Origin of the sequence: Hansschlegelia zhihuaiae, assembly GCF_004103825.1 — a bacterium.
In the GTDB taxonomy this organism is placed as follows: domain Bacteria; phylum Pseudomonadota; class Alphaproteobacteria; order Rhizobiales; family Methylopilaceae; genus Methylopila; species Methylopila zhihuaiae.
The window spans coordinates 215279-236062 of the sequence record NZ_RYFI01000003.1 but is presented as its reverse complement, the minus strand read 5'-3'; the positions used below and the strand labels follow the sequence as shown (position 1 = coordinate 236062).

The window sequence follows — 20784 nt, the reverse complement described above, 5'->3', positions numbered from 1 at the left end:
CGGCCGGACGGACCGGAACGGATGGCGGCGGCCGCCGCAAAGCTGTCGCATTCCGACAACAGTGTGGTATGGCTGCATCATCGAATGCAAGCCGCGACTCGTCATGCGGGGGAGCGTCGCGGCTAGGGGCCGGGAGTAAGCCGGCCAGCGTTCTCCGCCCGCCCAGGTCCTTCGTGTCCGACGAAAACGCCAGTCCGGCCGCCTCCGAGCTCCCGCACACGCGCGAACGCCGCGGGCCGGGCGTCGTGGGGCCGCTCGCGGTCATCGCGGCGCTGATCTCGGCGCTCGTCACCTTCATGATCCTGACCGGCCGTGCAGACATCGAGCCGACGGAGGAGACGAGCCGCATCGCGGTCTTCGTGAATGGCGGCTTCGTCGCGCTGCTGCTCGTCATCATCGTCTGGGAGATCCGCGGCTTCGTGATGGCGCGCTGGCGCGCGCAGGCCGGCTCGCAGCTGCACGGGCGGCTGGTCGCGCTGTTCTCGATCGTGGCCGTCGCGCCCGCCGCGCTGCTCGCCGTCTTCGCGCTCATCACGATCGACAAGGGATTCGACAGCTTCTTCTCAACGCGCGTCCGCGAGATCGTCGACAACTCGTTGGTCGTGGCGCGGGCTTATTTGAATGAGCATGCGCGTTCGATCCGCGGGGAGATCCTCGCCATGGCGAACGACGTGAACCGCGCGAGGCCGCTGTTCGACAGGGATCGCGAGCGCTTCGCCGAGTTCTTCACGGCGCAGGCCACCATCCGCGGGCTTCCGGAGGCGCAGCTCGTCCGGCCGAGCGACATGAGCGTGGTCGAACGGGCCAAGATCCAGATCGGGCGCGACTTTCCGAAGCCGCCGGCGCCCGACATCGAGAGCGCGCCGACCGACGAGCCGATCCTGCTCGCGCCCGGCAAGCAGAACGCCATCGGCGCGGTCCTGAAACTTTCGGGCTATGACGATCTGGTGCTGTTCGTGGCGCGCCCCGTCGACCCGCGGGCGAACAGCTATATGCGGCTCGTCGAGCAAGGGTCGGAGGAATACAACGCGCTGACGCTGCGCCGGCCGCGCATCCAGGCGACCTTCGCGCTGCTCTACGTGCTGCTGTCGCTGTCGCTGCTGCTCGCCGCGATCTGGCTCGGCCTCGCCTTCGCCAACCGGCTCGTCTCGCCGATCCGCCGGCTCATCACCGCGGCCGATCAGGTCAGCCAGGGCGACCTCTATGTCCAGGTCCCGCTCGGCAAGAAGGCCGACGGCGACCTCGGGGCGCTCGGCGAGACCTTCAATAAGATGACGGCCGAGCTTCGCACCCAGCGCAACAAGCTGGTGGAGGCGGCCGAGCAAATGGACAGCCGCCGCCGCTTCACCGAGGCGATGCTGGCCGGCGTCTCGGCCGGCGTCATCGGCATCGACCATTCGGGGCGCGTGACGCTGATGAACCGTTCCGCCGAGCGCCTGATCGGCGAGCCGGAGCAGACCCTGCTCGGCAAGCCGCTCCGCGACGCCGCGCCCGAATTCGCGCCCCTCATCGACGCCGCCCTCGGCCGTTCGCAGCGGCTGGTGCAGGGCCAGATCACCATCCTGAGGGCCGCGCGCGAGCGCAACCTCAACGTCCGCTTCACGACCGAGACCTCGGCGGCGGACGAGCACGGTTACGTCGTGACGCTCGACGACATCACGGAGCTCGTGAGCGCCCAGCGCACCTCCGCCTGGGCGGACGTCGCCCGCCGCATCGCGCATGAGATCAAGAACCCACTGACCCCGATCCAGCTGTCCGCAGAGCGCATCCGCCGCAAATACGGCAAGGTCATCGTCGAGGAGCGCGAGATCTTCGACCAGTGCACCGACACGATCATCCGCCAGGTCGACGACATCAAGCGGATGGTCGACGAGTTCTCGTCCTTCGCCCGTATGCCGAAGCCGACCATCGAGGAGGAGGATCTCGCCTCGGTGGTCAAGCAGGGCGTCTTCATGATGCGGGTCGGCTATCCGGACATCCGCATCGAGGCGACCGGCGTAGACTCGATCGTCCCTGCCAAGTTCGACCGGCGCCTGATCTCGCAGGCGGTCACAAACATCGTCAAAAACGCCACAGAGGCCGTTCACGCCGCACCGGAAAACGCCAATGGAGGCGGGCGGATTGACGTCTCCGTCCGGCGCGAGGGCGACATCGCGGTGATCGAGGTGACGGACAATGGCGCCGGCCTGCCGGTCGAGAACCGCCAACGGCTTCTGGAGCCCTATATGACCACCCGCGAAAAGGGCACGGGGCTCGGCCTCGCGATCGTCGGCAAGATCATGGAAGAGCATGGCGGCGGCGTTGAGCTCCTGGACTCGCCCGCCGTCGCGACCGGCGGCCGGGGGGCCACGGTCCGCCTCTGGTTCCAGGCCCGCAGCCCCTCCGCCCAGACCGTCGTTCCCGCCGACGCGGCGCCCGCCGCTTGAGGCCACAACCTTCATTCGGAGCTTTTCGAGACCCACATGGCCACCGACATCCTCATCGTCGACGACGAAGCAGACATCCGCGAGCTCGTGGCCGGGATCCTGCAGGACGAGGGCCACGGCGCGCGCACGGCGCGCAATTCCGACGACGCGCTGGCCGAGATCGCCAGGCGCCGGCCGCATCTCGTCTTCCTCGACATCTGGCTGCAGGGCTCGAAGCTCGACGGGCTCGAGCTGCTGGAGATCATCCACCGCGACCATCCCGAGATCCCGATCGTGATGATCTCGGGCCACGGCAACATCGAGACCGCGGTCGCGGCCATCAAGAACGGGGCCTACGACTTCATCGAAAAGCCGTTCAAGGCCGATCGGCTGGTGCTGATCGCCCAGCGGGCGCTCGAATCCTTCCAGCTGAAGCGCGAGATCAAGGATCTGCGGCGCGGCTCGGGCGTCGCGACGCGCTTCATCGGCAAGTCGACGGTGATGAACCAGCTGCGCGGCGCGCTCGACCGCGTGGCGCCGACCAACAGCCGCATCCTGATCGCCGGGCCGTCCGGCTCCGGCAAGGAGCTCGCGGCCCGCGTCATCCACGCCAAGTCGGCGCGCGCCAAGGGGCCGTTCGTGCTGATCAACGCCGCCGCCATCACGCCCGAGCGAATGGAGGAGGAGCTGTTCGGCGTCGAGGGCGCGGAGAACGGCTCGCGAAAGATCGGCGCGCTAGAGGAAGCTCATGGCGGCACCCTCTTCATCGACGAAGTCGCCGACATGCCGCGCGAGACCCAGAACCGCATCCTGCGCGTGCTGGTCGAGCAGACCTTCACGCGCGTCGGAGGGACCACGCGGGTCCAGGTCGACGTGCGGATCATCTCGTCGTCCGCCCGCAATCTCGAGGAGGAGATCGCGGCCGGCCGGTTCCGCGAGGACCTGTTCCACCGCCTCGCCGTCGTGCCCGTGCGGGTGCCGGCGCTCTCCGAGCGGCGCGAGGACATTCCGGAGTTGATTGACTTCTTCCTCGACCAGATCTCGTCCGCGACCGGCCTCGCCAAGCGCACGATCGGCGAGGACGCCATGGCGGTGCTGCAGAGCCATGACTGGCCCGGCAATGTCCGCCAGCTCCGCAACAATGTGGAGCGCCTGATGATTCTCGCGGGCGGCGACCCGGAGGCGGTGGTGACCGCGTCGATGCTGCCCTCCGAGATCGGCACAATGGTGCCGCCGACGCCCACGGGGGCGGGCGGCGAGCAGCTGATGGGCCTCGCGCTGCGCGACGCCCGCGAGATCTTCGAGCGGCAGTATCTGCTCGCCCAGATCAGCCGCTTCGGCGGCAACATCTCGCGCACCGCCGAATTCATCGGCATGGAGCGTTCGGCATTGCACCGCAAGCTCAAGGCGCTCGGCATCGGATAAGCGAAACGCATCGCGGGCCGCAGAAATTTGCATGAGCGGTAGTGAGCGCGCCTTCGCATAATGAGGCGTCGTCCTCCGGCTTGACCGGAGGACCCATCGGCGAAGTCGAGCGCGTCTTCGGCATGGATGGTCCGGTCAAGCCGGACCATGACGCAGGTCGAGAAATCGGAAACGCAAATGTCCCGCATCGCCTATGTCAACGGCCGCTACGTCCCGCACGCGGACGCCCACGTCCATGTCGAGGATCGCGGCTACCAGTTCGCCGACGGCGTCTACGAGGTCTGCGAGGTGCGCGACGGGCGGCTGATCGACGAGCCGCGCCACCTCGCACGGCTCTGGCGGTCGCTGCGCGAGCTGAAGATCCGCGCGCCGATGGCCGAGAGCGCGCTCAAGGTCGTGCTGCGCGAGACGGTGAGGCGCAACCGGGTGCGGGACGGCATCGTCTATCTTCAGGTCACCCGCGGCGTCGCGCGCCGCGACCACTACTTCCCGGCCGAGAGCGTGCGCCCCGCCGTGGTGGTCACGGCCCGCTCCGCCGACCGGGCCAAGGCCGAGGCCGCAGCGGCCGCCGGCGTCAAGGTCGTGACCATGCCGGAGAACCGCTGGCCGCGCGTCGACATCAAGTCGGTCGCGCTGCTGCCCAACGTGCTGGCCAAGCAGCAGGCCAGGGAGGCCGGCGCCCGCGAAGCCTGGTATGTCGACCGCGACGGAAACGTGACCGAGGGCGGCTCGACCACCGCCTGGATCGTGACGGAAGACGGCATGCTTGTGACGCGCCCGGCCGATCACGGCATCCTTCAGGGCGTGACGCGCGCGACCGTCATGGACATGGCGCGCGACCTGCAGATCAGGCTCGAAGAACGGCCCTTCACGGTCGCGGAGGCGAAGGCGGCTCGTGAAGCCTTCATGACGGCCGCGACCGCGATCGTGACGCCGGTCGTGTCGATCGACGGCGAGAAGGTCGGCGACGGCGCGCCCGGCAAGGTCGCGCTCGAGCTTCGGAAGCGGTTCCACGAGTTCGCCGACCACGGCGCCGCTTGAAATCACTGTCCTGATCTGGGAATGACGGCTAACGAAATTGGCTCTGCGGCGCCCCTGAGGCTGACAGTCCTACCTCTGCGGCCTTGCGGAAAGCCGGCGCCGCAGCATTAATATGACCCGACGCCGGTTCGGACTGCGCGTCGACGTCGGGGACGGGGCGGCAGGCGGGAAAAAATCCCGAGACAGGCTCCATTCGCCTCGCGTCGGCGGCGAAGCGGCGAACGGTTGAGCTCAAATGAAAGAACAAGAAGATGGCCGCCGAGCGCACCCAGAATCTGCAGGACACGTTTCTCAACAACGTTCGCAAGAACAAGGTCCCGCTGACTATCTTCCTCGTGAACGGCGTCAAGCTGCAGGGCGTCGTGACGTGGTTCGACAATTTCTGCGTGCTGCTGAGACGCGACGGGCACTCGCAACTCGTCTACAAGCACGCCATATCGACGGTGATGCCCGGCCACCCGATCCAGCTCTTCGAGCCGGAGGAGGCGGACGCCGAGGTCGCCGTCCCGGCGCGCGCCGGCCGGTGACGACCGCCGTCTGCGGTCCGGGCGCCGTCTAGCAGGAACGGCGATTGGGACAGGACGCGGATTCTGATCTGACGACCCGGCGCCGCAAGGCGCGGACGCGGGCCATGGTGGTCACGCCGACGCTCGGGCGGAAGGGCGCGGTCGACGATTCCGGCCGTCCGCCCGAGGCGCGGCTTACGGAGGCCGTCGGCCTCGCGGAAGCGATCGACCTCGACGTCGCGGAAAGCCATCTCGTGACGCTGTCCGAGGTGCGCCCCGCGACTTTCCTGGGCAAGGGCAAGGTCGCCGAGTTCGCCGACCTCGTGCGCGCCTCCGGGATCGAGCTCGTGGTGGTGGACGCGGCGCTGACCCCCGTCCAGCAGCGAAACCTCGAAAAGGAGCTGGGGGCCAAGGTCCTGGACAGGACGGGGCTGATTCTCGAGATCTTCGGTCGTCGCGCCCGCACCAAGGAGGGCGTGCTACAGGTCGAGCACGCCCATCTCACCTGGCAGAAGAGCCGCCTCGTCCGCTCCTGGACCCATCTCGAGCGCCAGCGCGGCGGCTTTGGCTTCCTTGGCGGCCCCGGCGAGACCCAGATCGAGGCCGACCGCCGGGTCATCGGCGAGCGCATCCTGAAGATCGAGCGGGAGCTCGAGCAGGTGAAGCGCACCCGCGGCCTGCACCGGGCCGGCCGCAAGCGCGTGCCCTATCCGGTGGTCGCGCTGGTCGGCTACACCAACGCCGGCAAGTCGACGCTGTTCAACCGCCTAACCCGGGCCGAGGTGACGGCCGCCGACATGCTGTTCGCGACGCTCGACCCGACGCTGCGGCAGATCCGGCTGCCGCATGGCGCGCACGCCATCCTCTCCGACACGGTCGGCTTCATCTCGGAGCTTCCGACGCAGCTGATCGCCGCCTTCCGGGCGACGCTCGAGGAGGTGCTGGAGGCCGACGTGATCCTGCATGTCCGCGACGTCAGCCACGAGGACGCGGAGGCGCAAGGCTCCGACGTCCGTTCGGTGCTGCGCGACCTCGGGATCGATCCCGAGACCGACGGGCGGCTCATCGAAGTCTGGAACAAGGTGGATCGGCTCGATCCCGAAATTCGCCAGACGCTCGCCGCGACCGCCGCGCGGCGCGCGGAGGCCGCGAGGCCGGTCGTCATGTCCGCGCTCACGGGGGAGGGCGAGGAAGCTCTGCTCGAAGCGGTGGAGAACCGGCTGTCCGCCACGCGTGAGACGGTCGTGGTGATCCTCGAGGCGACGGACGGCGCCGGCGAGAACTGGCTGCGCCGCCATGGCGACGTCATGGACCGCATGGTCGAGCCCGAAGGTTCGGTCCGCTTCACTGTGCGCGTCGAGCCGGAGCGGATCGAAGGGCTCCGCCGTCGTTTCGCGAGGGTGGAAGCGACTGAGCCCGAGGACCGGCGCCGCCGCGCATGAGGCGCGCCGGCCGCGCACGGCTCGTGGCTGCTCGGGCGAGGGCCAAACGCGGAAACGCCCCGCCGACCAGGCGGCGAGGCGTTCCTAGTAAGTCGATGCGGCAGATCCGCTCTGGGTTGGGCCGGCCCGCTTTGCGTGGCTCCGGCTGATAGTGGATCCTGCGCGTCGTCGATCTATTCCGAAGTCTTCGCCCCTCATCCAATCAGTCAACGACGCCGTTCCGATCCATCGGCGCGCTGACTAAAGAAGTCGAAAAGCAAACCTTCGGCAAAAACCAGTTTCAATTGTTATCCTGCCGCAGCCTATTCGCGCTCCGGATGCGCGTCACCGCGGTAAGTCTACACGCTTCGGCGGAGTCATTTTTCTAGACCTCCGTACTTTGTGTTGACCTCTGAATCATGCGCCCGTCGGGTCGGTCCGTCAAGCGCGGTTCGCCTTTTCCGTCATAAAGGCGCGGCCGGCTCTGCGGTTGGCATAATCTCGCCTTAAGCCTCTTGGGTTTAGCCTCATCCGATCATCGACGCCGCGCCGGTCCGAAACGACGCCGCCGCGCGCGGGACGAAAGCGTGACGATGTCGGTCGACGCCACCAACAGGCTCAAGCCTGGTCAGCTCCTGCCGGAGCTCGTCTCCGCGCGCGGACTGGCCGCGGTGTGGATCGTGCTCGCCCACACCTACGCCAAGACGATCGAAGGCAATGCGACGCTCCCCGCGGCGGTCGAGTACACCCGCATCGTCGTGGACTTCTTCTTCGTGCTGAGCGGCTTCGTGCTCGCGCACATGTATGACGAGGCCTGGCGCGAGGGCCGCTTCAGCTATTTCGGCTTCCTCGCGCGGCGGCTCGCCCGCCTCTACCCGCTGCACCTCGCCACCCTGCTGCTGGTGTTGCTGCTGGTGACGGCGGGCCGCTTCATGGGCGTCGAGCCCGACAATCCGCACGACTGGTGGACCTTCCTCGTCACGGCCCTGCTCATGCACTCCACCTGGGCGACGTCGGACCTCGCCTGGAACTGGCCGTCCTGGTCGGTCAGCGCGGAATGGTGCGCCTATCTCGCGATCCCGTTGTTCCTGGCGCTGGCTGACCGCGTGCGCGGAACGGTGGCGCGGATCGCCGCGGGCCTCGGGGGATTCGTCGCGATCGCGGCGTTCAGCGAGCTTGCGCTTCGGCAGGAGCTGGTGTCGCTCACCTTCGACGGCGGAGCGCTCAGGATCGCGCCGTCCTTCTTCGCCGGCATCCTGCTCCGGCGGCTGTTCGACGACGAACCGATCTTCACGTCCATGACGCCGCGCGCCTATGCGGCGGCGGTCGCCGGCGTGTTCGCGGTCTGCGCGGGGCTGGTCGCGTTGGGCGTCGGCTATGACGCATTGTGGCCGCCCATGGTGGTGCTGGTCGCGGCGCTCGCCTCGCGGGGGACATGGGCCGAGCCCGGCTTGCTGCGCGGGCGGCTGCTCGCCTGGCTCGGCGAGCTCTCCTACGCGCTCTACCTCATCCATGCGATCGCGCTGCAGGTCGTGTTCGCGCTCGCCGAGCGGCTTGGCCTCGCGACCAGCGTCGGCGAGCGCGCTGTCCTCGGCGTGATCGCGATCGCGGCGACGATTGTCGGCTCGCACATCGCCTATGTGGTCGTGGAGCGCCCGGGGCGGCGCGTGGTGGCGAACCTGCTGCTGCGGCCAAGGCAAGGCGCGTCCGCGGCTCAGAAGAGCGGCGCGGCATGATCTCGGACCTGCGGACCGGAGGCGCGCCCGCCGAGATCGAAGGCGAGGTCTGCGTGGTCGGGACCGGGCCGGCCGGGATGACGATCGCGCTCGAACTCGCCCGTAAGGGTCGCCGCGTCGTGCTGCTCGAGGGCGGCGGCGACGCCTATGAGGACGACACGCAGGACCTCTATCGCGGCGAGGTCGTGGGCCATCGCAACATCGACGTGGCGAATTCGCGGCTCCGGCAGTTCGGCGGCACCTCGGGCCATTGGACCGGATTGTGCGCGCCGCTCGACGCCCTCGACTTCGAGCCGCGCGAGGGGCTCGGGGGGTTCGGCTGGCCGATCCGGCGCGCCGACCTCGACCCCTTCTATGCGCGCGCCCAGGGCTATCTCGACCTCGGGCCATATCGGTACGACTGGGAGGATTGGCGCCGGATCGTGCCGCTTCCGGCGCTGCCGCTCGACCCTTCGCGGGTGATCACCGACGTCTTCCAGCAGAGCCCCCCGACGCGCTTCGCCGAGAAATACCACGGAGCGGTCGAGGCCGAGCCGCGGATCGACTGCTGGCTGCACGCCAACCTGACCGACGTGCGGCTCGCCGAGGGGTCGAACGCAGTCTCCTCGCTTTCGGTCTCGACGCTTGAGGGCCACGTCGCCACCGTCCGGGCGAAGACCTTCGTCCTCGCCTGCGGCGGCATCGAGAACGCTCGCATCCTGCTGAACGCCCGGGCCCAGAGGCCGGCCGGGATCGGCAACGAGCACGGGCTCGTCGGGCGCTACTACACCGACCACATGACGATCGAGGCCACCACGGTGCTGCTCGCCGACAGCGTCGACGCGCGGCTCTATTCGGAGAGCCAGATCTATGACGGCGCCGAGCTCCAGTTCGGCCTCAGGCTCACGCCGGAACTCACGAAGCGCGAGCGGCTGACCACCAACTCGGCTTTCCTGGTGCCGCAGCACGCGAATGAGATCTATTCCACCGACTATCGCAACCACGGCTGGATCGCGTTCTCCTCCATGGTGAAGGCATTCAGCCGCGGTCATATGCCCGACCGACTGGCCGAGCATTACTGCGACGCGGTCGACGATCTCGGCTCGGTCGCGACCGGGGTTTTCCGACAGGTCGCGCGTCGCGTCGCGCCGCCGGAGGCCGCGCATGTCTTCAAGCTCAGGCAGGACGCCGAGCAGGCGCCCAATCCGGACAGCCGGGTCTATCTGATCGACGCCAAGGACCGCTTCGGGCAGAACCGCATCGCGCTCGATTGGCGGGTGAGCGCCGACGACCTCCTGCGGCTGCGTCGCACCCATGAGCTGATCGGTCAGGCGATCGGCGCCGCGGGCCTCGGCCGCGTGCAGCTCGGCATCGCCGAGACGCCCGATCTCGACATGGCGTTCTCCGGCTATCACCATATGGGCACGACCCGGATGCATTCCGACCCGCGCCGGGGCGTCGTCGACGCGAACTGCCGCGTGCATTCGGTCGAGAACCTTTATATCGGAGGGTCCTCGGTCTTCACGACCGGCGGCTGCGCCAACCCGACGCTCACCATTGTCGCGCTCGCGATCCGTCTCGCCGAGCGGCTCGCGGCGACCGCCTGAGGAGGAGAGGATGGCCGCCGTCACCCGCCGCCTGCTGCTCGGCTCCGTCGGTCTCGCCGTCCTCGGGGGGGCCGCGTATGGCGCGAGCCGCGTGGTCTGCCGTTTCGTGCCGCGCAACCATCCGGACTTCTTCTCGCTGCTCGAACTCGCCCCGGACGGCGAGGCGTCGCGGCGGGTCGGCGAGGCGCTGCTGTCGCAGTCCGACATGTCTTTGGACCTGCCCCGGCTCGCGTCGTCGCTCGCCGGCCGGCCCTTCACGCGCGCCGCCATGGGCGAGACCTGCCCGACGTCCCGCGCGGCGCTCGTCAAGGATCAGTGCGCGCTCGATTTCGCCGAGGGGCGGATCGTCATGGTGGACGGCTGGCTGCTGTCCGAGACCGAGGCCGCGCTCTGCGCCGGGAGGTTGCTCTGCGGAGCGACGGCATGAGCGGCGGTCGCGTCGCGCCGCCTCCGGGCGTCGACCTCTCCGAGCTCACCGCGGCCCGCGGCTTCGCGGCGGCGGCGGTCGTCCTCTACCACGTCGACGCCTATTCGCGCGACGCGATCGGGACGCTGATCCCGACCGACGCCCTGGCGCGGCTCGCGGTCGACTTCTTCTTCGTGCTGAGCGGCTTCGTGCTCGCCCACGTCTACGGCGCGGCGTGGCGGGAGGGGCGCTACGACCACCGCGACTTCCTGGCGCGACGCATCGCGCGCATCTGGCCGTTGCATCTCGTCTGCCTGCTCGGCGTCGCGGCGATCGTGGGGGCGGGGACGTTCGTCGGCATGGCGCCGCCCTGGACGCCGACGGTCGCAGGCTTCCTCGAGCACGCGGCGCTGCTCAACGCCGTGGGGCTCATCCGGGAGAACGCCTGGAACCAGCCATCGTGGTCGGTCGGCGCGGAATGGACCGCCTATCTCTGCTTCCCGGTCTATCTCGCGGCCGTCTCGGCCTTGCGGTCGCCCGTCGCAAAGCTCGCCGCGGCGCTCGCTTTGGCCGCGATCCTCTGGGCGGCGGTCCGCGCCGTCTTCGGCCTCGACCTGTTCAACCTGACCTACTGGGGCGCGGTCCGCATCGTCCCGTCCTTCTTCGCGGGCGTCGCGCTGCGCCAGATCATGGAGACCGGCGCCGGGACCACGATCGCGCCTGCCCGGCTGACATGGATGACGGCAGGCGTCCTGCTCGCGATGGCTCTCGCGGTCCTTGCCGGCGCGCCCAGCATCCTGGTCTGGCCGGGCCTGCTCGCGCTCGTCTACCTGCTCGCCCTCAAGGGGCTGGCTCCGCGAGGCGGACTGCTGCGTTCCCGCCCGCTGGTCTGGGGCGGGGAGATCTCCTACGCGCTCTACCTGGCGCACGCCCCGGTGCTGATGGTGACCTACGGTCTCGGGGCGAAGATCCTAGGCGTCTCGGGCCCGGCGGGCCTGATCGGCCTCGGCGCGCTCGCCGCCGGCCTCTCGGTGCTGGCCGCGGCCGCGCTGCATTACGTCGTCGAACGGCCGGCCCAGCGCTTCATCGTCAGCCGAGCGGGGCGGCCCCGGAAAGCCGCCGCGGCGTCGGCCTGAACTTCAAGGAGCGCGACGAAAAAGGGGACGCCCGGAGGCGTCCCCTTTCGCATCCGAGGTTGGTCGAGCCCTGAGGTTCAGACCGAGTAGTACATGTCGTACTCGACCGGATGCGGGGTGTGCTCGAAGCGGATCACTTCCTGCATCTTCAATTCGATGAAGGAGTCGATCTGGTCGTCCGTGAACACGTTGCCCTTCTTCAGGAACTCGCGGTCCTTGTCGAGCGACTGAAGAGCCTCGCGGAGCGAGCCGCACACCGTCGGGATCTTCTTCAGCTCGCGCGGCGGCAGGTCGTAGAGATCCTTGTCCATCGCCTGGCCGGGATCGAGCTTGTTCACGATGCCGTCGAGGCCGGCCATCATCAGCGCCGCGAAGGCGAGATAGGGGTTCGCGGCCGGGTCCGGGAAACGCACCTCGACGCGCTTGGCCTTCGGCGAGTTGGTCCACGGAATGCGGCAGGAGGCCGAGCGGTTGCGGGCGGAGTAGGCCAGCAGCACCGGCGCCTCGAAGCCCGGCACGAGGCGCTTGTAGCTGTTCGTCGTCGGGTTGGTGAAGGCGTTGATGGCCTTGGCGTGCTTGATCACGCCGCCGATGTACCAGAGGCACTCCTGGCTGAGGCCGGCATATTTGTCGCCCGCGAAGACCGGCTTGCCCTTCTTCCAGATCGACATGTGGCAGTGCATGCCCGAGCCGTTGTCGCCATAGACCGGCTTCGGCATGAAGGTCGCGGTCTTGCCGTAGGACTGCGCCACCTGGTGGATGCAGTATTTGTAGACCTGCAGATGGTCGGCCATGCGGACGACCTCCTCGAACTTCAGGCCGAGCTCGTGCTGGGCCGAGGCCACCTCGTGATGGTGCTTCTCGACCTTGGCGCCCATCGCGGCCATGGCGGCCAGCATCTCGCCGCGCATGTCCTGCGCGCTGTCGACCGGCGGGACCGGGAAGTAGCCGCCCTTGGTGCGGACCCGGTGGCCGAGGTTGCCGGTGTCGTATTCGGCGTCGGAGTTGGTCGGAAGCTCGTCGCTGTCCACCTCGAAGCCGACCTTGTAGGGCGTCGCGGAGAACTTGACGTCGTCGAACACGAAGAACTCGGCCTCGGGGCCGAAATAGATCGTCTCGCCGATGTTCAGCGACTGCATGTAGACCTCGGCCTTCTTCACCGTGCCGCGTGGGTCGCGCTCATAGGGCTCGCCGGTGGTGGGCTCAAGCACGTCGCAGACCACGGAGAGCGTCGTGGCGGCGAAGAACGGATCGATGCAGGCGGTCGCGACGTCCGGCATCAGCAGCATGTCGGACTCGTTGATGGCCTTCCAGCCGGCGATCGACGAGCCGTCGAACATCTGGCCTTCGGAGAAGAACTCGTCGTCCACCATCGTGATGTCGAAGGTGACGTGCTGCCATTTGCCCTTGGGGTCGGTGAAGCGGAGATCGACGTATTTCACGTCGTTCTCCTTGATGAACTTCATGACGTCGTTCGCCGATTTCATCGCCATCGGTCTCGTTCCTCCAATGTCAGACTGTTCTCGCGGGGCGCCGCTTTGGCCGAGCGCCTGGGGGATGGGATTGTCAGATCGCGTCGACGCCGACTTCGCCGGTGCGAATGCGGATCGCTTCTTCGACATGCGACACGAAAATCTTGCCGTCGCCGATGCGCCCCGTGGCGGCGGCCTTGCGGACGGCCTCGACGGCCCGCTCGACCATATCGTCGGCGAGCACCACTTCGATCTTCACCTTCGGAAGGAAATCCACCACATACTCTGCGCCGCGGTAGAGTTCGGTATGCCCCTTCTGGCGCCCGAAGCCCTTCGCCTCGGTCACGGTGATGCCCTGCACGCCGACGTCCTGAAGCGCCTCCTTCACCTCGTCAAGCTTGAACGGTTTGATGATGGCTTCAATTTTCTTCACGTTGACGGGCCTCCTCGTGTCACGCGCGTCCCGCCGCGCATCCTTCCGGCGGAGCAAGCGGGGCGCCGCGCACTTAGCAGCAAGCATGCCAATGAAGGCCGTCGCGGAAAAGCGTGTCGCGGTCAAGCGCCGCTTGGAGTCGCGGGCCCCGCAATACGTTGAATGCCGTCCAGCCTGTCCACCTTTGAGGCAGTATGATCAATAAATATGCAGCGCTGCGACGCGTTTGGTCGCACCCTCGGTCGCCTTTTGTGCATCTGCCCTGTGCGGCGAGACGGGAACGCACAAATGCTTGAACTCCTGACGCCGGCCGAGATGGCCAAGGTGGACGCGGCGGCCATCGCGGCGGGGACGTCGGGCGTCGCGTTGATGGAGAACGCGGGCGGCGCGGTCGCCGATGTCTGCGCCCGGGACTGGCGCGACGTGCGCCGGGTGCTCATCCTCGCAGGTCCGGGCAACAATGGCGGAGACGGCTTCGTCGCGGCGCGGCGCCTGGCCGAGGCGGGGCACGACGTCGTTGTCGCCCTCGCGGGCGACCTCGCGTCCCTGAAGGGAGACGCCGCCGAAATGGCGGAGCGCTGGATGGGCCGAACCGTCGACCTCGTGGAGGCTCCGTTCGGCTGGGCCGAACTCGTGGTCGACGCGCTGTTCGGCGCGGGGCTCTCCCGTCCGCTCGACGGCCGCTCGGCCGCCGCGGTCCGCGCCGCCAACGACAGCGGCCGGCCGATCCTCGCGGTCGACGTGCCGAGCGGTCTGGACGGCGCGACCGGCCGGCCGCTCGGCGACGCCTGCGTCCGCGCCGACGCCACCGTGACTTTCGTGCGCCTCAAGCCCGGCCATGTGCTGCTGCCGGGACGGGCGCTCTGCGGCCGCGTCCACCTCGCGGACATTGGCGCGCCCGACAGCGCGATCGCGGCGGCGCGGCCCGCCGCGATGCTGAACCGTCCCGCCCTCTGGCGCTCGTCCTTCCCCGAGCCGTCGATCGAAGGGCACAAATATTCCCGCGGCCATGTCGCGGTCTGGAGCGGGCCGCCGCTCGCGGGCGGCGCGAGCCGGCTCGCCGCCGCGTCCGCGCTCAGGGCGGGCGCAGGGGCCGTCACGCTGGTCGGGCCGCGGCCGGCGCTCGAGCACCACGCCGCGCATGTCACGGCCGTCATGCTGCGCGAGCTCGATCCGCGCGCCGGCTGGTCCGATTTCCTCGCCGACCGGCGGGTGAACGCCTGGGTGTTCGGCCCGGGCGCCGGCGACACCGAGGCCTCCCGCGAGGCGCTCGACCAGGGTTTTTCGTCCGGCGGATGCGCGGTTCTCGACGCCGACGTGTTCTCGATCTTCGAGGACCGGCCCGAAGAACTCGGGGCCGCGATCGAGGACGGCGGCGTCGAAGCTGTCCTGACGCCGCATGAGGGCGAGTTCGCCCGGCTGATGGGCGGGCGTGTGGAGAAGGACGCCTCCAAGATCGACCGCGCCAAGGCGGCCGCGGCGCTGCTCGGCGCGACTGTCGTGCTCAAGGGGCCGGACACGGTCGTGGCCTCGCCGGACGGCCGCGCGGCGGTCGCCGACAACGCTCCGGCTTATCTCGCGACCGCCGGCGCCGGCGACGTGCTGGCCGGGATCGCAGCCGGCCTGCTCGCCCAGGGCATGCCGTGCTTCGAAGCCGCGGCCGCCGCCGTCTGGCTGCATGGCGAGGCCGCGAAGTCGTTCGGCCGGGGCCTCACCGCCGACGATCTGCCGTACGCGATACCGGCGGCTCTGCGCGCCCTCGAGAATGGCGATCGCTCCTGAACGCGCGTTGCGGGCCAGTCTCGGCCGGATGACGTTTCTGTCGTTTTTGCTCGCCTTCCGGCGCCGCCATGCTATAGACGCGCCCGCGTTTCGCGCCCCTTCGGCGCGTCAGGCGAGGCGCCCGGCGCGGGCGTGGTGGAACTGGTAGACACGCGGGATTTAGGTTCCCGTGGCGAAAGCCGTGGGGGTTCGAGCCCCTCCGCCCGCACCAGCGCCAGAGCCTCCGCCGAATGCGACAGGTTCGCTTCCAACTCCCGATCCTTGCGCCGCAAGGCGCCGCGGTCGGGATTCAGCTAAAGAGACGACGCTCATGCAGGTGACGCAAACCCTCGACGAAGGCCTGAAGCGCGAGTTCAAAGTCGTCGTTTCGGCCTCCGATCTCGACGCCCGCCTCAACGAGCGTCTCGCGACGCTGAAGGACCGCGTCAACATCAACGGCTTCCGCAAGGGCAAGGTGCCGGTCGCGCATCTGAAGAAGCTCTACGGCAAGTCGGTGATGGCCGAGGTGCTCGACCAGGTGGTGGCGGACGCCAACCGCAAGATCGTCGACGACAACGGCCTGAAGCTTGCGATGCAGCCCAAGGTCAAGGTCACGGCCGAGGACGAGCCGGACGAGCAGAAGGCGGTGCTGGGCGTCATCGAAGGCCGGCACGATCTCGGCCTGACGGTCGCGGTCGAGGTGCTGCCCAAGGTCGAGCTCACCGACGTCAGCTCGCTCAAGGTCGAGCGGCTGAACGCGGAGGTCGCCGAAGCGGACGTCGACGAGGCCGTCGAGCGCGTCGCCAAGCAGAACCGCGCCTTCTCGGCCAAGGACGGCGCCGCCGCCAATGGCGACCGCGTGACGATCGACTTCGTGGGCAAGATCGACGGCGAGGCCTTCGAGGGCGGCTCGGCGACCGACGCGCCGCTCGAACTCGGCTCGAACAGCTTCATCCCGGGCTTCGAGGAGCAGCTCGTCGGCGTGAAGGCCGGCGACGAGAAGCAGGTTTCCGTGACGTTCCCGGCCGAGTACCAGGCCGCCCATCTCGCCGGCAAGGACGCGACCTTCGACGTGACCGTGAAGGGCGTCGAGGCGCCGGAGGAGCTCAAGATCGACGACGAGCTCGCCAAGAGCCTCGGACTCGAGTCGCTCGACAAGCTCAAGGAGGCCGTGCGCGACCAGATCGCCGGCGACTACGCCCGGGTCTCCCGCCAGAAGGTGAAGCGCCAGCTGCTCGACGCGCTGGACGAGCAGTACTCCTTCGACCTGCCGCCCACCCTCGTCGAGCAGGAGTTCGAGAATGTCTGGCGTCAGGTGATGGGCGATCTCGCCCGCACCGGCCGCACGCTCGAGGACGAGGGCGAATCCGAGGAGAGCGCCCGCGCCGAATATCGCAAGATCGCCGAGCGGCGGGTGCGGCTCGGGCTGGTCCTTGCGGAAATCGGCGAGAAGCACGACGTGAAGGTCTCGGACGACGAGGTCACGCGCGCTCTCGTCGAGCGCGCCCGCCAGTATCCGGGCCAGGAGCAGCAGGTCTGGGACTTCTACCGCAACAATCCGGACGCGCTGGCCGAGCTTCGCGCGCCGCTGTTCGAGGACAAGGTCGTGGACGCGATCCTCGGCAAGGCCTCGGTGACGGAGCGCGCAGTCTCCAAGGACGAGCTGTTCGCCGAGCCCGACGAGGACGGCGAGGAGGCCGACAAGCCGAAGGCCGCGCCCAAGAAGGCCAAGTCCAGGACGAAGACCGCGGCGGAAGCCGGGGACGAGTCCGAGGCTTGACGCGGGGCGGTCCCGCGGCCTCGACTGACGGCGCGACTCAGAAAGTGGCCGGCGCCGCGTCGCGTCGGCTGAAGGAAGGATGAGGATCACACATGCGCGATTTGGTTGATCAGGCCACCAACTTCCTCATCCCGATGGTCATCGAGCAGACCAATCGCGGCGAGCGCTCCTTCGACATCTATTCGCGGCTTCTCAAGGAGCGCATCATCTTCCTGTCCGGCCCGTTCCACGACGACATGTCGGCGGTGATCTGCGCGCAGCTGCTGTTCCTCGAGGCCGAGAATCCGAAGAAGGAAATCTCGATCTACATCAACTCCCCCGGCGGCGTGGTGACGTCCGGCCTCGCGATCTACGACACAATGCAGTACATCCGCCCGCCGGTCGCGACGCTGTGCATGGGGCAGGCGGCCTCGATGGGTTCGCTGATCCTGACCGCCGGCGAGAAGGGCATGCGGGCGGCGCTGCCGAACGCGCGCATCCTCGTGCATCAGCCCTCCGGCGGCTTCCAGGGCCAGGCCTCCGACATCGAGCGGCACGCCGAGGACATCGTCAAAATCAAGCGTCGGCTGAACGAGATCTACGTCAAGCACTGCGGGCGCTCCTACGAGGAGATCGAGCGCACGCTCGACCGCGACACCATGATGTCGTCCGAGCAGGCGAAGGACTTCGGCCTGATCGACGAGGTGTTCGAGCGGCGCCCGACCGACGGCGACGCCGACCAGAAGGCGGCGTGACGAAAACGCATCGTCGACCACGTTCTTGCGCACACTGGCGCGCGGCTGTTGCTGCGCGCGCGCAATCGCCTATCATCCAAAGCGGCGTTGCGTCGCGGCAGTCCTGTACCCACCTGTTGACGCCGGACCATTAAGGTCGGCGGCGTATGACGTGACGATGAAGCGGCGTTCTCCTCGGCGCCGGGCTTCAACCCGAAAGGGGTGAGTGAATGAGCAAGGTCGGCGGCGGCGACGCCAAGAACACCCTTTACTGCTCCTTCTGCGGCAAGAGCCAGCATGAGGTGCGCAAGCTCATCGCCGGGCCCACCGTCTTCATCTGCGACGAGTGCGTCGAGCTGTGCATGGACATCATCCGTGAGGAGAACAAATCCTCGCTGGTCAAGTCGCGCGACGGCATCCCGACGCCGAAGGAGATCCGCAAGGTCCTCGACGATTACGTGATCGGGCAGGACCATGCGAAGAAGGTGCTCTCGGTCGCGGTGCACAACCACTACAAGCGGCTGAACCACGCGACCAAGCACAACGACGTCGAGCTCGCGAAGTCCAACATCCTGCTGATCGGCCCGACCGGCTGCGGCAAGACGCTGCTCGCTCAGACGCTCGCCCGCATCCTGGACGTGCCGTTCACCATGGCGGACGCCACGACGCTGACCGAGGCCGGCTATGTCGGCGAGGACGTCGAGAACATCATCCTGAAGCTGCTGCAGTCGGCCGACTACAATGTCGAGCGGGCGCAGCGCGGCATCGTCTATATCGACGAGATCGACAAGATCTCCCGCAAATCTGACAACCCCTCGATCACCCGCGACGTCTCGGGCGAGGGCGTGCAGCAGGCGCTGCTGAAGATTATGGAGGGCACCGTCGCCTCCGTGCCCCCGCAGGGCGGCCGCAAGCACCCGCAGCAGGAGTTCCTGCAGGTCGACACCACCAACATCCTGTTCATCTGCGGCGGCGCCTTCGCGGGCCTCGACAAGATCATCTCGTCGAAGGGACAGGGCACCTCGATCGGCTTCGGGGCCAAGGTGAAGTCGCCGGACGAGCGCAAGACCGGCGAGATCTTCCGCCATGTCGAGCCCGAGGATCTGCTGAAGTTCGGCCTGATCCCGGAATTCGTCGGCCGCCTGCCGGTGCTCGCGACGCTCGAGGACCTCGACGAGGCCGCGCTCAAGACGATCCTGACCGAGCCCAAGAACGCCCTGGTCAAGCAGTACCAGCGGCTGTTCGAGATGGAGAACGTCGACCTCGCCTTCAACGAGGACGCGCTGACCGCGATCGCCAAGAAGGCGATCGAGCGCAAGACCGGCGCGCGCGGCCTCAGGTCGATCATGGAGCAGATCCTGCTCGACACGATGTTCGACCTGCCCGGCCTCGAAGGCGTCGAGCAGGTGGTGATCTCCGGCGACGTCGCCGAGGGCAAGGGCCGCCCGCTCTACATTTACGCCGACCGCCAGAACGAGGCCGGCGCCAGCGCCTGACGGACGTTCGAATCGGCTGAAGTCAAAGCGCCCGCGGAGCGATCCGCGGGCGCTTTTCTATGGCGCGTCGTCGAAGCACCTTCTCCCGCTTGCGGGAGAAGGCAAGGTGAGGGGGCGTCAATTGATGCATGCGCCCCTGCGCCCAGGAGGCCTTCGCCGCCGGACCGTCAGCGGGCCAACGCTGCGCACACCGCAAGCTCCTCAGCCTGCCGCAGCGCCTTGAAGACGCCGGGAGCGCCGACGTCCGGGGTGATCTGCCGGTTGATCGAGACGGTGACCGAGCGCCGCCCGTTTCCGCTCGCCGCGGCGAACTGGGTGTAGCCGAGTGTGTTGCCGGTGTGCCCCCAAACGGTCCCGCATGTCGTCTCGTATCGGAAGATGGCGAGACCCGCCGAATTCTGCCCGGGGCCGGGCGGCTCCGAATGCGCGTCCACGATCACCTCGCGCTGCTCGGCCTGCGTATGTGCGTCGAACAGCCGTCCGCCGACATAGCCGCGGATGAACCGGTTGAGCTCCGCGGGCGTCGAGACGACGCCACCCGAGGCCCACGCCCATCCTGCGGCGACGAGTTCGCTCACGTCCTCAGGCGGGTTCGCGTCCGGGTCGTTGTCGTAGCCATGGATGAACGGCCGGGGCATCGCCGCGCCCTTCGGCAGGCTGGTCCTGGTCAGCTCCAGCGGGTCGTAGACCTGGTCCTTCAGCGCGCGATTGTACGAATTGTCGATCGCGGCCCGCACCATCAGGGCCACGATGATGTTGTCGGTGTTGGAGTATCGGTACTTCGATCCGGGCGTGAACGTCAGGCCGCGCCCCTTGATGAACTCCGGCAATTTCTGAGGCTTGGGCGCATCGAGAAGGCTCTGCTCGAGGGCTTCGCGGAACTTCGTGCTTTTCGAGTAGTCGGGGATTCCGCTGGTGTGGCCAAGGAGCTGCCGAAGGGTGACGTTCGCCCAGGCGGCCGGAAGCTCGGGGAGATGCTTGCCGATCGTGTCGTCGAGCGACAGCGTTCCCCGGCTGACCAGCGAGAGCGCGGCCGCGCCGCTGAACGCCTTGGCGACGCTCGCGATACGCATGTGCATGTTGGCGCCCGGACGCCGGTCCGCGCCGTCCTTGGCTGTGCCGAAGCTGTGGACCTTCAGCTCGTCCCCCCGCTGCACGACCGCGACCACGCCGAGCGGTCCGCCCGGCATGGCGACGAGTTTTTGGAGGGCCCTGTCCAGCGCGGCGTCGGCGCTGGCGGCTTCGGGAGAGGGAGACGGATCGGCGCGCGCCGCGCCGCAAGCGATCAGGGCCGCCATCATGGCGGAGGCGACCAAACTCCGCACTGGCTTCACCCTCCCGAGTTCGGGTCCCTCTCGATGGGGGACGCCTGAGGGCGCGCAAGTTCCGACGCCGCTTTTGAGCCGTCAAGTGGCGAGGATGGCGGTTCCCGCCCGCAGGAGGGAGCGGGACAGGGCGGAGCGCCCG

At 68.3% G+C, this 20784-nt stretch carries 16 protein-coding genes and 1 tRNA gene; 14 read left to right on the top strand and 3 right to left on the bottom strand.

What is annotated here, in order from left to right:
- Positions 1-173: 173 nt before the first annotated feature.
- The 9 genes from EK403_RS05000 to EK403_RS04960 all read left to right on the top strand — a co-directional run bounded on the left by EK403_RS05000 (position 174) and on the right by EK403_RS04960 (position 11662).
- A complete protein-coding gene (locus EK403_RS05000) occupies positions 174-2426 on the top strand; it encodes a sensor histidine kinase NtrY-like (RefSeq protein ID WP_245479512.1) in 2253 nt (750 codons plus the stop codon).
- Positions 2427-2462: 36 nt separating this feature from the next.
- Complete coding sequence (ntrX, locus tag EK403_RS04995; RefSeq protein ID WP_128776387.1) at positions 2463-3830, top strand: nitrogen assimilation response regulator NtrX; 1368 nt, start codon at positions 2463-2465, stop codon at positions 3828-3830.
- A 177-nt stretch (positions 3831-4007) separates the two neighbouring features.
- Entirely contained in the window at positions 4008-4871 is an 864-nt protein-coding gene (locus tag EK403_RS04990) for a D-amino-acid transaminase (protein WP_128776386.1), read from the top strand.
- Positions 4872-5122: 251 nt separating this feature from the next.
- The gene (gene hfq / locus EK403_RS04985) at positions 5123-5398 is read left to right on the top strand and encodes an RNA chaperone Hfq (RefSeq protein ID WP_128776385.1); all 276 of its coding nucleotides are present in this window, start codon (positions 5123-5125) and stop codon (positions 5396-5398) included.
- Positions 5399-5502: 104 nt separating this feature from the next.
- Positions 5503-6819: a GTPase HflX gene (gene hflX, locus EK403_RS04980; protein WP_128776384.1), complete on the top strand. Its 1317-nt coding sequence runs from the start codon at positions 5503-5505 to the stop codon at positions 6817-6819.
- A 572-nt stretch (positions 6820-7391) separates the two neighbouring features.
- Positions 7392-8534: an acyltransferase family protein gene (locus EK403_RS04975; protein WP_245479526.1), complete on the top strand. Its 1143-nt coding sequence runs from the start codon at positions 7392-7394 to the stop codon at positions 8532-8534.
- The gene (locus EK403_RS04970) at positions 8531-10120 is read left to right on the top strand and encodes a GMC oxidoreductase (RefSeq protein ID WP_128776382.1); all 1590 of its coding nucleotides are present in this window, start codon (positions 8531-8533) and stop codon (positions 10118-10120) included. The genes EK403_RS04975 and EK403_RS04970 overlap by 4 nt, the downstream gene beginning before the upstream one ends.
- A gap of 10 nt (positions 10121-10130) precedes the next feature.
- The gene (locus tag EK403_RS04965) at positions 10131-10547 is read left to right on the top strand and encodes a hypothetical protein (protein ID WP_128776381.1); all 417 of its coding nucleotides are present in this window, start codon (positions 10131-10133) and stop codon (positions 10545-10547) included.
- Positions 10544-11662: an acyltransferase family protein gene (locus EK403_RS04960; RefSeq protein ID WP_128776380.1), complete on the top strand. Its 1119-nt coding sequence runs from the start codon at positions 10544-10546 to the stop codon at positions 11660-11662. Before EK403_RS04965 ends, EK403_RS04960 begins: the two co-directional genes overlap by 4 nt.
- A gap of 77 nt (positions 11663-11739) precedes the next feature.
- Here the strand turns inward: EK403_RS04960 and glnA are convergent, their stop codons facing one another.
- On the bottom strand, positions 11740-13149 hold the full coding sequence (gene glnA / locus EK403_RS04955) for a type I glutamate--ammonia ligase (RefSeq protein ID WP_128776484.1): 1410 nt from the start codon (positions 13147-13149) through the stop codon (positions 11740-11742).
- Positions 13150-13228: 79 nt separating this feature from the next.
- A complete protein-coding gene (locus EK403_RS04950; protein ID WP_128776483.1) occupies positions 13229-13567 on the bottom strand; it encodes a P-II family nitrogen regulator in 339 nt (112 codons plus the stop codon).
- Positions 13568-13855: 288 nt separating this feature from the next.
- Between EK403_RS04950 and EK403_RS04945 the strand changes: the two genes are divergently transcribed.
- The 5 genes from EK403_RS04945 (at position 13856) to clpX (ending at position 19317) form a co-directional block, all read left to right on the top strand.
- Entirely contained in the window at positions 13856-15349 is a 1494-nt protein-coding gene (locus EK403_RS04945) for an NAD(P)H-hydrate dehydratase (protein WP_245479511.1), read from the top strand.
- Positions 15350-15475: 126 nt separating this feature from the next.
- Positions 15476-15560: transfer RNA gene (locus tag EK403_RS04940), tRNA-Leu, on the top strand.
- Positions 15561-15659: 99 nt separating this feature from the next.
- Positions 15660-17108: a trigger factor gene (tig, locus tag EK403_RS04935; protein ID WP_128776379.1), complete on the top strand. Its 1449-nt coding sequence runs from the start codon at positions 15660-15662 to the stop codon at positions 17106-17108.
- A gap of 92 nt (positions 17109-17200) precedes the next feature.
- On the top strand, positions 17201-17842 hold the full coding sequence (locus EK403_RS04930) for an ATP-dependent Clp protease proteolytic subunit (protein ID WP_128776378.1): 642 nt from the start codon (positions 17201-17203) through the stop codon (positions 17840-17842).
- A 209-nt stretch (positions 17843-18051) separates the two neighbouring features.
- Positions 18052-19317: an ATP-dependent Clp protease ATP-binding subunit ClpX gene (gene clpX / locus EK403_RS04925; protein ID WP_128776377.1), complete on the top strand. Its 1266-nt coding sequence runs from the start codon at positions 18052-18054 to the stop codon at positions 19315-19317.
- 167 nt (positions 19318-19484) lie between these two features.
- On the opposite strand, the gene EK403_RS04920 is transcribed toward clpX, so the two are convergent.
- A complete protein-coding gene (locus EK403_RS04920) occupies positions 19485-20642 on the bottom strand; it encodes a serine hydrolase domain-containing protein (RefSeq protein ID WP_206659478.1) in 1158 nt (385 codons plus the stop codon).
- Positions 20643-20784 lie beyond the last annotated feature (142 nt).